General features: G+C 47.1%; 14 protein-coding genes. 3 read left to right on the forward strand and 11 right to left on the reverse strand.

Annotation, left to right across the window (positions count from 1 at the left end):
* Positions 1-195: 195 nt before the first annotated feature.
* The 5 genes from ykgO to QNM19_RS19175 form a co-directional block, all read right to left on the reverse strand.
* Entirely contained in the window at positions 196-333 is a 138-nt protein-coding gene (gene ykgO, locus QNM19_RS19155) for a type B 50S ribosomal protein L36 (protein WP_046003577.1), read from the reverse strand.
* A 5-nt stretch (positions 334-338) separates the two neighbouring features.
* Positions 339-596, reverse strand: coding sequence for a type B 50S ribosomal protein L31 (locus tag QNM19_RS19160; protein ID WP_010384175.1), 258 nt, complete (start codon positions 594-596; stop codon positions 339-341).
* Positions 597-760: 164 nt separating this feature from the next.
* Entirely contained in the window at positions 761-2,152 is a 1,392-nt protein-coding gene (dbpA, locus tag QNM19_RS19165; protein ID WP_049863631.1) for an ATP-dependent RNA helicase DbpA, read from the reverse strand.
* Positions 2,153-2,269: 117 nt separating this feature from the next.
* Positions 2,270-3,670 (reverse strand): DEAD/DEAH box helicase, encoded by a 1,401-nt coding sequence (locus QNM19_RS19170; RefSeq protein WP_284027100.1) that lies wholly within the window; start codon positions 3,668-3,670, stop codon positions 2,270-2,272.
* Between the two features lie 122 nt (positions 3,671-3,792).
* A complete protein-coding gene (locus QNM19_RS19175; RefSeq protein ID WP_049863632.1) occupies positions 3,793-4,023 on the reverse strand; it encodes a helix-turn-helix domain-containing protein in 231 nt (76 codons plus the stop codon).
* A gap of 276 nt (positions 4,024-4,299) precedes the next feature.
* Between QNM19_RS19175 and QNM19_RS19180 the strand changes: the two genes are divergently transcribed.
* On the forward strand, positions 4,300-4,869 hold the full coding sequence (locus QNM19_RS19180; RefSeq protein ID WP_010384181.1) for a hypothetical protein: 570 nt from the start codon (positions 4,300-4,302) through the stop codon (positions 4,867-4,869).
* 224 nt (positions 4,870-5,093) lie between these two features.
* Complete coding sequence (locus QNM19_RS19185) at positions 5,094-5,750, forward strand: hypothetical protein (protein ID WP_284027101.1); 657 nt, start codon at positions 5,094-5,096, stop codon at positions 5,748-5,750.
* 68 nt (positions 5,751-5,818) lie between these two features.
* On the opposite strand, the gene QNM19_RS19190 is transcribed toward QNM19_RS19185, so the two are convergent.
* From QNM19_RS19190 to QNM19_RS19210, 5 genes are all read right to left on the reverse strand, one after another.
* A complete protein-coding gene (locus tag QNM19_RS19190) occupies positions 5,819-7,627 on the reverse strand; it encodes a cytochrome c peroxidase (protein WP_049863634.1) in 1,809 nt (602 codons plus the stop codon).
* A 377-nt stretch (positions 7,628-8,004) separates the two neighbouring features.
* Positions 8,005-8,646 carry a dioxygenase family protein gene (locus QNM19_RS19195; protein WP_082225363.1) on the reverse strand — a complete coding sequence of 214 codons (642 nt, stop codon included), beginning with the start codon at positions 8,644-8,646 and terminating at the stop codon, positions 8,005-8,007.
* A gap of 294 nt (positions 8,647-8,940) precedes the next feature.
* Positions 8,941-9,429: a 2-thiouracil desulfurase family protein gene (locus tag QNM19_RS19200; RefSeq protein ID WP_049863636.1), complete on the reverse strand. Its 489-nt coding sequence runs from the start codon at positions 9,427-9,429 to the stop codon at positions 8,941-8,943.
* A 119-nt stretch (positions 9,430-9,548) separates the two neighbouring features.
* Positions 9,549-9,848 carry a DUF3088 family protein gene (locus QNM19_RS19205; protein ID WP_049863637.1) on the reverse strand — a complete coding sequence of 100 codons (300 nt, stop codon included), beginning with the start codon at positions 9,846-9,848 and terminating at the stop codon, positions 9,549-9,551.
* 238 nt (positions 9,849-10,086) lie between these two features.
* Complete coding sequence (locus tag QNM19_RS19210) at positions 10,087-10,407, reverse strand: DUF6482 family protein (RefSeq protein ID WP_049863638.1); 321 nt, start codon at positions 10,405-10,407, stop codon at positions 10,087-10,089.
* Positions 10,408-10,660: 253 nt separating this feature from the next.
* Between QNM19_RS19210 and QNM19_RS19215 the strand changes: the two genes are divergently transcribed.
* Entirely contained in the window at positions 10,661-11,746 is a 1,086-nt protein-coding gene (locus QNM19_RS19215) for a ChaN family lipoprotein (RefSeq protein ID WP_049863639.1), read from the forward strand.
* A gap of 169 nt (positions 11,747-11,915) precedes the next feature.
* On the opposite strand, the gene QNM19_RS19220 is transcribed toward QNM19_RS19215, so the two are convergent.
* Positions 11,916-12,260: a hypothetical protein gene (locus QNM19_RS19220; protein ID WP_284027102.1), complete on the reverse strand. Its 345-nt coding sequence runs from the start codon at positions 12,258-12,260 to the stop codon at positions 11,916-11,918.
* Positions 12,261-12,397: the final 137 nt, after the last annotated feature.

Genomic DNA, 12,397 nt, shown 5'->3' on the forward strand with positions numbered 1-12,397 from the left:
ACAGTGTTATTGGGGAAACTGGAAACCAGCCAGCTGCATCAGTCAGCTTGCAAGCGTCCTGGTATTGCCATTTGCGCAGCTAGAGTGGTTGCTTTGTCGTGTTGCAATTGCTTGCTTCATGTCGGTGGTGAGTGATACTGGCGGGCGTTGCAGGCAGCCGGCTGCTTAACGAGCCGGCTGTATCAAACTTGTTAGTTAGCGTTTTTTCTTCTTGCCCTGAACTGCTTTAAAGCGCGGGTTATCCTTACAGATCACGTAAACACGGCCACGACGTTTGACTACCTGACAGCCTGGACGAGACTTGGCACTTTTTAGTGAGCTTAGCACTTTCATGGTGATTATCCTTTTTTACCAGCCAGATTCTTAAAGCGGCGATTAAACTGTGCAACACGGCCATCGCTGGCAACCAGTTTCTGTTTACCTGTGTAGAACGGGTGAGACTCGCTCGACACATCGATAGGCACATAGGGATAAGTCACTCCGTCTACTTCTACCGTGCGGTCGGTTTTAATGGTAGAGCCAACAATGAAATACTTGTCTACCGAGGTATCGTGAAAGGCAACTAAGTGGTAATCAGGGTGGATATCTGGCTTCATTTTCTTCTCCAATCATTCAGTTCGTGTGTTATATCATAACAAAACTGTAATGGAAATAGTAAATGAAAATAATTCGCAATCGTGTCTTTGTGGTTGGGCCAAATTTGAGAGAGAGGTGGCGGCTTCAATGGATGAGCCGCCACCACTTAACAGCAATATTATCGTTAGCGAGTAAGTTTTCGGGCCCGGAAATTGCGGCCTTTCATTTTCCCTTCACTGATCATTTTGACTGCCTGATTGGCGTATTTGCGTTCCACCGCAACATAGGAGGACATGGCGGTGACTTTGATTTTACCGATTTGATCGCCTTGTAAGGTCTGGTTGGCAGTCAGTGCCCCAAGAATGTCCCCCGGGCGTAACTTGGCTTTTTTGCCGCCATCAATTTGTATCGTGACCATAGGCGCGCGATTAATCTGAGCTGAGAGTACCTGTTCGCCCGGCAGTGCAGTGGGTTCAATACGCAAGTCGAGGTAGTCTTCCAGCATATTCACCTTGTGGGATTCTTTGTAGCTCATCAGCGAGCAGGCTACCCCGGTTTTCCCGGCGCGACCGGTACGGCCAATACGATGTACATGTACCTCAGGGTCATGGGCAATGTGGTAGTTAATCACCATGTCGACATGGTCCACATCTATGCCTCGTGCTGCAACATCGGTCGCAACGAGCACAGTTAAGCTACGGTTAGCAAAGCGTACCAGGGTTTTGTCCCGGTCTTTCTGATCCAGGTCGCCATGCAGGGCCGCGCAGTCAAAACCATAGCTTTGAAGCATCTCGCTGATGTCCTGACATTGTGCTTTGGTATTACAAAATACCACTGCAGCGTTGGGTTGAAATTGTTTTAACAATTTATGCAGCGTAGTGTCACGCTCGTTGTTATCGGCCACCTCATAGAAATGCTGCTCTATGGTGCTGTGATCATGTTGTGCGACGACTTCAACCTTAACCGGGTCTCGCATAATGTGGCCAACCAGCTGTTCGATTTTCGCCGGGTAAGTGGCACTAAATAGCAAATTCTGGCGCTGTTGTGGGCAGTGTGACACGATACAATCCAGGGCTTCTTCAAAGCCCATTTCCAGCATGCGATCGGCTTCATCCAGCACAAAGGTATTGACCTCATCTAAGCACAGGCGGCCTTTGCGCAAATGCTCTTCAATGCGCCCGGGTGTGCCAACCACAATGTGTGCGCCGTGCTCCAGTGAGCCTATTTGTGGTCCCATCGGGGCGCCGCCGCACAAGGTCAGCACTTTAATATTATGAATGGCACGTGCTAGTTTACGGATCTCCACGGCGACCTGATCTGCCAGCTCCCGGGTGGGACAAACAACCAGTGCCTGCACCCGAAAGCGCTTAACCCTGAGGTTATGGAGCAGGCCAAGGGCAAATGCTGCCGTTTTTCCTGAGCCGGTTTTTCCCTGACCGATGACGTCTTTACCGGCCAGGATCTGTGGCAGTGTCTGAGCCTGGATGTCGGTCATAGTGTAGTAACCCAGAGAGGTCAGGTTTTCTTGCAAAGCAGCTGACAAATTGATGCTGGAAAATGGCGTGGAGGTGCTCATAGCTGGTTTCTTTTTGGTTGAAAGGGTAAGTATAACATGCCACGGGGGCAGACTACCTGATGGTGTGTCTTGCCCGGCGGCATCGTGTTTTGCTGCAAAGTTAGTGGGCTAAACGTCTTACTTAGCTCCGCTATTCGGGCTGGGTTTTTTCTGTGCAGCCGGTTTGTGGCCCGTCGGTTTATTCTGACTGTTAGCCGGTCGTCTTCTGCGGCGTTTTGGCGCGCCTTGCTTGTCATTGCCAGAGTGCACTTTGTGGTTGCTTTTTGGTTTGTTGGCCTGGCCGTTTTGCCCACCTTGCTGAGCCGCATCGGTTTTCGGCTTTTTGGGCTTCTTAGGTTTTTTGGGCTTAATGGGGCGCGTATCTAACTTAGACTCAGGTACCGGATTTTGTGGCTCAAAGCCCGGCTCAACAACGCGAGGGATCAGTTGTTGGATCAGTCTCTCAATGCCAAACAGGTCACTGGCGACGTCTTCGCTGACAAAGGAAACGGCTTCGCCTGTCGCGCCTGCACGGCCTGTACGACCAATACGATGCACGTAATCTTCATACACATTTGGTAAGTCAAAGTTGACAACGTGTGGCAGCTCCTGGATATCCAGGCCTCGCGCGACGATGTCGGTGGCCACCAGCACTCGCAACTCGCCACTCTTAAAGCCCGCAAGTGCTTTCATACGAGCACTCTGACTCTTGTTACCATGAATGGCAGCCGCGTTAATTTTGCTTTTCTCCAGATCCCGTACCAGGCGATTGGCACCATGTTTAGTGCGCGTAAAGACTAGTACCTGTTGCCAGTCATGGGTGGTTAGCAAGTGTTTGAGCAGCGCGGTGCGGCGACTTTTATCAACCGGGTAAACCCATTGAGTCACGCTTTTGGCTGTGCTGTTTGCCGGTGCCACGGAAATCTCAACCGGATCCTGGATTAGGCCTTTTGCCAGATTGCGAATCTCATCAGAAAAGGTGGCTGAAAACAGCAGGTTCTGACGGCGCTGTGGCAGTAGTTTGATCAGACGTTTGATATCATGAATAAACCCCATGTCCAGCATTCTGTCAGCTTCGTCGAGTACAAACATCTCCAGTTGATCAAACTTCACTGCATTTTGCTGGTACAGATCGAGCAGTCGACCAGGTGTTGCAACCAGCACGTCGGCACCTTTGCGCAACTTCATCATTTGTGGGTTGATTTTGACCCCGCCATAGACAACCTGACAAGATAGGGTCAGATGTTTGCTGTATAGCTCGACACTTTGCCATACCTGATCGGCCAGCTCGCGTGTGGGTGTCAGAATTAACGCTCTGACCTGATTGGCCTGAACCTTTGGTTTGTTACTGAGTAGTTCCAGCATGGGCAGGGTAAAGCCTGCGGTTTTACCTGTGCCGGTTTGGGCAGCCGCCATGATGTCTCGCCCTTGCAGGATAGCGGGGATCGCTTGCTCCTGAATGGGGGTTGGCGTTGAGTAGCCCTGATCGGCTACGGCTTGATTGATTTCTGGAGATAAGCCGAGACTGCTGAAGCTCATGATTGTGTACTCTGAAGAATGCGGGCCGGAAGAGTACAAGATTTACCCCAACATAGCAATTTTTGTCACCCTTTGTTGTTTACCGAGGCCGTTATCGCAGGCGACTGTGGGCTTGCAGAGGACTAACTGGATTGCTCATTGAGCAACTCTGCGACCGGGATTTGATAAAAGCGCGCAAGGTCACCAGCGGTGCGATAATAGACGCGGCTGCCACATTCGGCGCGTTTCAGTGTAGCAATAGACACACACAAAGCCTGATCCTGGCAAGCGCAGGCTAGTTTTTCCTGGCTCAGGCCCAGGCTTTTTCTAAGTTCCTTAAGCCGATGACAATTGAGTTTCACTCTGCCGTCCATTGACGTGCTCCTCACTGAATTTGGGATCAAAGGCTAGCAGCCATTGGTGGCTTTTGCCACATACCGTTAACACTTCAGGTGTTCAGATTATGCTACAGGCTGTCAGCTTTTTTTCACCCAAATGACTTAGGTTTCAAGGTTGGGTAACTGATACCAAACTGATACTAAACTGATACTAAACTGATACCACAAAGCGGATCATTCGCATCTACACTGAGGGCCAGTTAATTAAGCCCCGCGTGGTGCGGGATTACTGGAAATAAAAAGGAAACTATTATGTCTCAAACAGTTCATAACCTGGGTGCCTATGGCGCAGTTGTACTGGCGAAAGATTTCAGCAAAGACTTTATCAATGCGTTTGAGCACATCAACCAGCGTGACGGTGTTAAAATCACGCCATTGGCTGGTCAGTCGCAATTGGTGAACGGCACTAACTATGCGTTTTATTGTTTGGTTGAGCCGGTTGTTGCACCGGATGTGGCAAAAGTAAATAAGCTTGAAGTTATCGTGATCCACGCGCTGGATGACAAGTACACTGAAACCGCAGAGCGTGTATTAAGCCGCCCTGTACTTGTGCCACCTATTGGTTCATTCGACGGTGTTGCACTGCGTGATGATTTCACTGAAGCAGAGCAAGCAGCTGCAGAACAAATTGAGTCTCTAGTGGGTGTACACTATGACATCCTGGCTGCACAGCAACAGGTTGTTGCAGGTCTGAACTTTGTATTTTATTCCGTCGTTAAGCCAGCGACACGCAATGGTCAGGCGTTCTTCGCTGAGATTGAAGCGCACCGCAATCTGGAAGGTCGACTAGAAAACTTTAACCTTATCCCGGTTAAGCCATAACCGATACATTTTTTGGCAACGTTGATAATGTGCCGCTCAGGTTTTGTCTGAGCGGCTTTTTTATGTATTGATTTGCTTGAACGGGTGGTTGGAAGTGGATTTGTGCACAGGTTGTCTTGTGCAATGTGCAAATATTCGAGGCTAAAGAGGATTATGGCGGTCAAGTCCGAGTGTGTTTGTAATTGCTTGCTATACTGAGTGAAAACACCACAAGGACACTGACAATGCACGTGATTCTGTTAATAGCGACCTTCTTTTTTACTGCCATTGCTTTAGCCGATGAAAAACAAGCGCCACCACTTAACCCCGCATATAAGGGGGAGCATGGGATGGCTTTGATGAACAGAGGCTCTCGTATTTACGCCACGAACTTTCCATCCTACAGCTTACCCAGCGACATACATGTGGTATATCGTTTGGAAAATCCAGATGTGGCCTTTCTGAGCCTGGTTCGTGACTCAAAACTCATCACCATTAAGCCTGAGCCATTTAATTTACAGCGACTTGAGCGCGGCGAAGAAGTCACGATTATGGCCGATGTATACGAGGGCCATTATGCGCGTGGGGGTCGTTTGGTGTATCCCGAGCGACAACTGGTACTGAGTGATAAACTGTTTGCTCGCAAGCTCAGTAAATTGGAACCGGCTTCACAATGGCATGAGTATGACGTCATAGAAATCAATAAAACGGAGCGCATATATGTGCATAAAATTCAGCAAAAGCCCAGTTTCAATCACCTGATTTTCGTTGATTTAACTGGCGCTTGTCTGCAAAAGTTCCGCGCTTCCAAGCGGGTACCCAGCGAAGGTGAGTTAACTTACAAGTTTATTAATTGCGGTACGCTGAAGCCGCTTTTCTATGATGCAGAGAGTTATATGTAGGGCTTAGCCGGACGAGTTAATGTGATTTTATAAAAGGGCTGCGGTATGCAGCCCTTTTGGTTGGGAGGTTAAAGTGAATTACCGTTTTTATCTATGGCATCAAATTGATGGCCATCAGGCCCTCCATCCCGAGGTGGAATAAGGACTTCTATGGCATTGCTGCCAGCCACCGCATTAGGATCGGTCAGTGAGCGCAGGAAAGTCGCCAGATAATGAATTTCATCACTGGTGAAGTGTTTAATGATTGCTTCGTCGCTACGGTCGGAGATGGCCCGATTCTGAGCATTCAGTGTCAGCACAAAGTCCTCGCCGCCGCCTACAATCTGGCGGCATTGTTCTGTCGTCAGGTGTTGAAATTGAGGTAGCTGACAGGTTTCTACATTGTGATAGAAACTTTCCAGAGAGCCGGTTACATCATTATAGTGCTCAATAACGCGTTCCAGTGTCTGGAAGACACCTTTGTCACCATAAGGGGCTGTGATCCCGACGTTCAACAGACTGGGCATACGGAACTGGTTTTTAGCATTGCCATCTGCCACGGCGTTCGGGCCAATTTGCGGGTACAGTGGACCGCGGGTTTTTTCGGGTGTAAACATCACGCCGTCATGGCAGTTTGCGCAGCCTGCGGAGGTGTAAAACAATAAGGCACCGCGTTTCTCGGTATTATTCAGGCCGGCCAGATCGCCCTCTATATAGTTGAAGAACGGGTTGTCGATAAACAGGAATGATGCCTGGTAGGCGGCAAGGGCTCTGGCGATGCGCAAAAAGTTTACCTGTTCATCACCATAGGCTGCTGAAAAATGGCTTTTCCATTCATCGGATAAGCGAGAGGCGATAAATTCACGGTAAACTTGCGGCGATTCAAAACTGCTTGGATCGCCCATTTCAGCGGCGGCTGTCACCGGGAAATGGGCCTGTGCCATCAGCAGACGCAACGGGTCAGTATTTGCAACCTGGCTGTTCATCAGCCGGGTCACCTCATCTTCAGGTGTCATAATCGGCGCAGTTGATACCAGGCCAACTTCGCTGTCCCGGTTGCTCTGGCGTAATTTAACGCGTTGGTCCCAGAACATGCTGTTGACCCATAAGGCGGTGTTACAGATTTGAGGCGAACTGCGCCCAACAGAAGGGATCATACTACCATCGGTACGTCCCAGTCCCATCACATCCGGGTTTTCGGCATTGACGCCAATGGACAAGGACAAGCCATCACTGCCACAGCCTTGCGCCGGGTGATGGCATGAAGCGCAGGAAGTATCGTAATCCTGACTCAATGCTTTACTGAAAAACAGCCTTTTGCCCAGGGCAATTAATTGCGGATCTTCCTGGCGACGATAGCGTGCAACGTACGCCTGCATATCTTCCAGCCCCTGCTGCAACTCATAGTGCGCAATGACTTTGTCCATACAGGTGTCCAGCTGGTCATCGGGGACAGCGTTGAGATCATTGGTGCCACACAAATCGACCAGACGAGCAATGCCAATATTGATCACTGAGCCATTACGCATGCCATCATTGCTGTCGGTCGACAGGGTGGTCACTGTTTCAGTGTTTGAAGGATCGCTGATGAGCTTGTTTTTGTCTTTGCCTTTGGCAAAAGCCTGGACAAAGTAGCTGTATTCAGTCCCAGCCATGGCACTGTTATCCTGATAAAAGGTCAGTGTGGTGCGAGCAATACGTTTGCCATCACGATAAATACGATAGCCTTTAATATTGCTGGTGTCTTCGGGGGCCTGCCAGGTCAGTGCAACCTGGTTACTGCTGTGCACTTTTGCGGTTAACTGCTGTGGTGTGGGTAGTGTGTTGGTGTCCGCTTGTGCCAGTGCAGAGCATAAGTACAAGGGCAGTAACCATCGCCAAAATTGTCTTGATTTCATGGATAGGTTCCTTAACAGCCAAACCTGGTTGGGTAGCGCTCCGGTATGGCTGTACATATAACGTAATTGAGAGTGTGTATCGCCTTCCTCACTTTCAGTCAGAAAGGTCATTATTGTGTGGAATAAAAAATTGCCATTCCAACATTAGTGTAGGAATGAAATAAGGAAGAAATGTGTAGATTTTTAATTTTTAATCATCCTTTTTTCTGTTTTTGGTCGATTTTCACTAGAGCATTTATTCAAAAAATGGTGATTTAAAACTTAACTAAATCAGGTCATTAGCTGTTTTTTGATGGAGAAGTAAGACTGGAGGATAAGCCGACAGGCGATACGGGCTTATCCATTAACATGGGATTGGTTAATTATTCATAAGGTGTTTAAAGCGGAATTTTGTGCAGTATGAGGTTATACAAGTAGTGATTCTCTTGTTCAGTTTGCCTGACTGTCATCAGCGCTTGTTCCTGCACGCTTTTTCTTCTAAAAAGACCATCTTGTTGATTTAACGGATGATCCGGAAAGTACAGCTGAGTTAGTAGGGAGTCGTAACCCCGCTTTGTCGCTTTCAGGTGAATGTGTGGCGTGCGCTGACTACGAGCATTGAGCGGGTAGGCGCCGGGAAAGACGGTTTTGAAGCGAAATCGCCCTTGTTTACCACTTTGGATTATGGCCCACGCCTGAAAGTGCTCATCGACAGGGGCTTCGCTGGTATCGTGGGGGTGATGATACTTTCCAAAGGCATTGGCTTGCCACAAATCTAGCGTGACACCTTCGACAGGAGTCATATTCTGATCAAACACTTGTCCCGCTATTTCAATATGCGTGCCCTGAGCCACACCCGTTTTTCCGGCAACCCTGGTCAGGTCGGCATCTTTGTCTTTTTGCACAGTTATGGGATAGTACGGGCCCTCCATTTCTCTGGGAGTTAATATTATTTGTGCCTGTGCAGAGCTTGCAAAAGCACCTGCCAGCGTGCTTGCTGCAAGATTTTTCATAAAGTGACGTCTGGAATTGTGCGACATAAAACACCTGAGTTTGTACTGTTATAGGTCAATTAACATAGAGCGTAGGTCATTCAGGTGTCTTATAAAAAAGCTATTTTCTAGTTAAATAGGTTTATTCTAGTGGCGAGCTTTTCTTAACTATATGTAATACTTTGTTTTATTTTTAGTTTGATAGTTAGAGCATGCCCTAATTTAGGCTCTCTTTGTTCTGGCATCTGTGATGCATGGCATTGTATAGTATGAGCTCGGGTGAGAATCTGACCGTTGAATGTAGGATGTGCTTATATTGAACACAAAGCCGATATCTGTGGCCTAGCTATGTGTTTGCAGTAAATCGCGCAGCTGGGCTATCGTATGTTGGCTGAAAACCCGCACGCCGTTGCCGGTCAGTAACGCCGCAGTTACGCCTGAACCATCGACTTTGACACCAGTAAATGTCCCATCGTAAATCTTTGCACTGCCGCAAGAAGGGCTCCCCTGTGCCAGTACCGCATATTTTATTTGCTGTTGCTGGCACAGTGCCAGCGCGTTTTGTGCGCCTTTAACAAAGGGGGCTGTGACATCAGTCCCATCCTTTTCAACTACCCTGGCTGAGCCGTTGAGTACATCCAGGCCTTGTCCTGCAATGATTTCAGCCGGCGCTCTGGGTGTGGGTAACCCTGCCGATACTTCAGGGCAAAGCGTAACCAGTTTCATATTTGATTGAAGCCACTGTAAATCGGTGTCGGGGATCGACAAACAGCTGGCATTGTAGCGAACTTTGTTACCAAGCAAGCAGGAACTAACTAGTACTTTTTCCAACAGCAACTCCTTTCTAAACAAGCAAAGATTGGGAAAATCGATTTGTGTAATAAGTCTTATATACAGTATGGAGAATAACCACAACTAACCGGACCAGCCTTGAGGTAATTACCTCTGAATTAGGGGTGTACGCTGGCACCGCCAAATTTTGCTGCCAGGTAATTTATTATCTCCACCGGATCAGTAATTGTATTGTGCTTATTTATAACGAGAACAGGCAGCCACTGCTTGTCTTCACCTAAAAGCGCAACAACTTCACTGCGTGGTTTTGGGAAATCGATGCGACGAACATCGACAGCCTCTTGCCAATGCGGATTGACCGACAATGCCCCTTCTATTAATGCGCAATGTGAGCAAATCCACATTTTACCAGGGCCATCTTCGAACGGCATTTTCAGAACAAATAATTTTGGTTTCATGGGTTGCGGCCACACTCACATAGCTGATTTGTTAGCCAATCCTAACATACTGAAAGGTATACTAAAACAGACGTTTGGTAAACGACGAGACCTTTTGATATACCCTGAACTGTTGCGGGGGTAGGTATTCGTTTTTAAATAATGGCGGCCGGAGAGCGGCAATTCAGCAGCCTAACTGGTGAGGCAATTTGTAGATCTTTGCAGCAACGAGATGCAGTTGTATATTTCATGCAGAAGTTCAATGTAAGTGTTTTGGTAAAGCGTAAGGGCTTTTACCTAGTGGCACTTCTAGCCTGTTGCTGTTCTTTTTTGGTTCTGAACCTATCATTTCATCGTAAGCACTTTCTTGTCTGAGCGTTATTTCATTGATATCAAACTGCTCGAAGTATTCTCGCATCTCTGTTAAGTTCCTGGTTAATAATGTTGTTTTTTCATTTTTCCAAACGATGTGCTCTGTACCTTTTATTATTACTATTGCCTGGTACAGCGCCAGATCAAGCGAGCTTATGACCAGTTTATCAATTTTTTTTGCTGCCAGATCTTTGTAAAATATCTTCATGTCTTCGTCACCATATATGGGTGTCTGGTTAGTACCAGAGTAATTGATTATTTCCGGTTACTCTTCGTGATATAGCCAGAGGTGTCGTGCAAGCATTGAACGAGGATCGCTTGTTTATGCAACTGACTAACAAAACGCTGTACGAGTGTTAGAAAGATCAAGATCAAGCTCTTGAGTTATTATTGGTTGCGAGGCGCCAAGCACGCTTTTAATGCAAATATTTCTGCACTATTTTTCAAGAGGAAAGTGTCTCGTGAATAAACTTTGTACGGCTTGTATTGCCATCACCTTTACTTTTTTAAGTGCTTGTTCAAGTCAACACAATTCATCACCTTCACAAAAGTTAGTTGCAACGAAAGCTGGGTGGCAGCTCACTCGACCGCTGGTTAATTTGTATGACTATGAACTCATTGATGTAAGAAGTGGCAAGCCCGTTGTGGTGGACCTTAGCTTTAATAATGGCGGGCTACTTGACTATGATGTTGTCTTTATTGGGGAAAATCATGGTCACCCCGGTAATCACCTGGCACAAGCTGCAATTTACCACCGTATGCTGGACAGCGGCGAAAAAGTGATTTTATCTATGGAACAATTTGAACGTGATGTTCAGCCAATCGTAGACGATTACCTGGCTGGTAAGATAGGCGAGTGGCCTCTTCGTCATTTTGGTCGCGCCTGGGAAAACTATAAAAGCAGTTACCGTCCATTGGTAGAAATGGCAAAACAACATGATTTGCCAGTCATTGCTGCCAATGCACCAAAAGACATCGTTGTGTGTATAGGTAGAGAGGGTCTCAGTGTGCTGGATAAAGTACCAGCCCAACGAAAAAATCAAATAGCTTCTTCGTTTTATATGCCCGAGGAAGGCGCCTATTTTGAAAAATTCACTGGGTTAATGAATAAAAAGCTCAAATCCATAAGCAGTGACAACGACCCAAAGCGGGTTAAGCCCAATTTGAATTCTTACCATGCTCAGGTGGTACGTGATGACACCATGGCTGAGTCAATTGATAAGGCATTGGCTGCGCATCCTGAGCATAAACTGGTTCATTTGAACGGCCACTTCCACTCGGCATCAGGCTTGGGCACCGTAGAGAGGTTGAAGTTACGCGGAAATAGCAAGACTGCTGTGATTCAACCCGTTATGGTTTCAGATGCCAACTCTCCCTCGTTTAATGACAAAGATATTGAAACGGGGGACTACTTGTTGCTGATTTACGCTCTACCTGAGCAGGTCAAAACAGCAAAGAACAGGAAAGTTTGGATGAAAAATGTTTATAAGCGCTCAGAGCACGATTGTAGTTTTGGGAATAACCACGCCAAGAGTCAGGGGGCGTAACAAAATGGTTTATTGGTTCCATCTACGGAAAAGAGAGCGCTAAACTGGCTTATTGCTGCTTTCTGGTGCTACAGGTCCAGATAGTTATTTAATATAAACGCTACGCTACATGAAGGTAGGAAGCGCCAATGGCAATCATTAAGCCATTGGCGCAGAGTCTCAGGTTATGTTATTCAGAAATCACCCAATTGACATTTTGCGCATATCTCCACGAGCCTAGCTCTGAACAAGACCCAATACTAGGGTTAAATGTAATGCTTACTGTTTTGTTTTGCGCCTTCGCGGCCAGCAGTGAGCTATACATTGCTTTACAACTTTCAGTCTCGATACCATTGCTCTTACCCTGAAGATTACACAAGTAAACGACCGGCAAACCGCCGGGACCAGATACATAAACAACCCCATGACGGCCAACACCTAGTTTTGTAACCTTGCCTGTACAAAAAGAATCAGCAAAAGCAGGAAGGCTGACCAGGAAAATGAGTGAGACAGATATTTTTTTTAAAAGATTCATAATTATTCCTTTGAATGAATTTTGGATACATTGAGCCTGTTTTTGTTAGTGCTAAGTGCGCAGCGTTAAATAGACACCTAAATCTGCAAGGCTCAAAATAAATTGCGTGGATATAGAAGTGTGAAATTGTTCCAGAA

The sequence above is a fragment of the Pseudoalteromonas ardens genome, assembly GCF_030125445.1.
Classification (GTDB): domain Bacteria; phylum Pseudomonadota; class Gammaproteobacteria; order Enterobacterales; family Alteromonadaceae; genus Pseudoalteromonas; species Pseudoalteromonas ardens.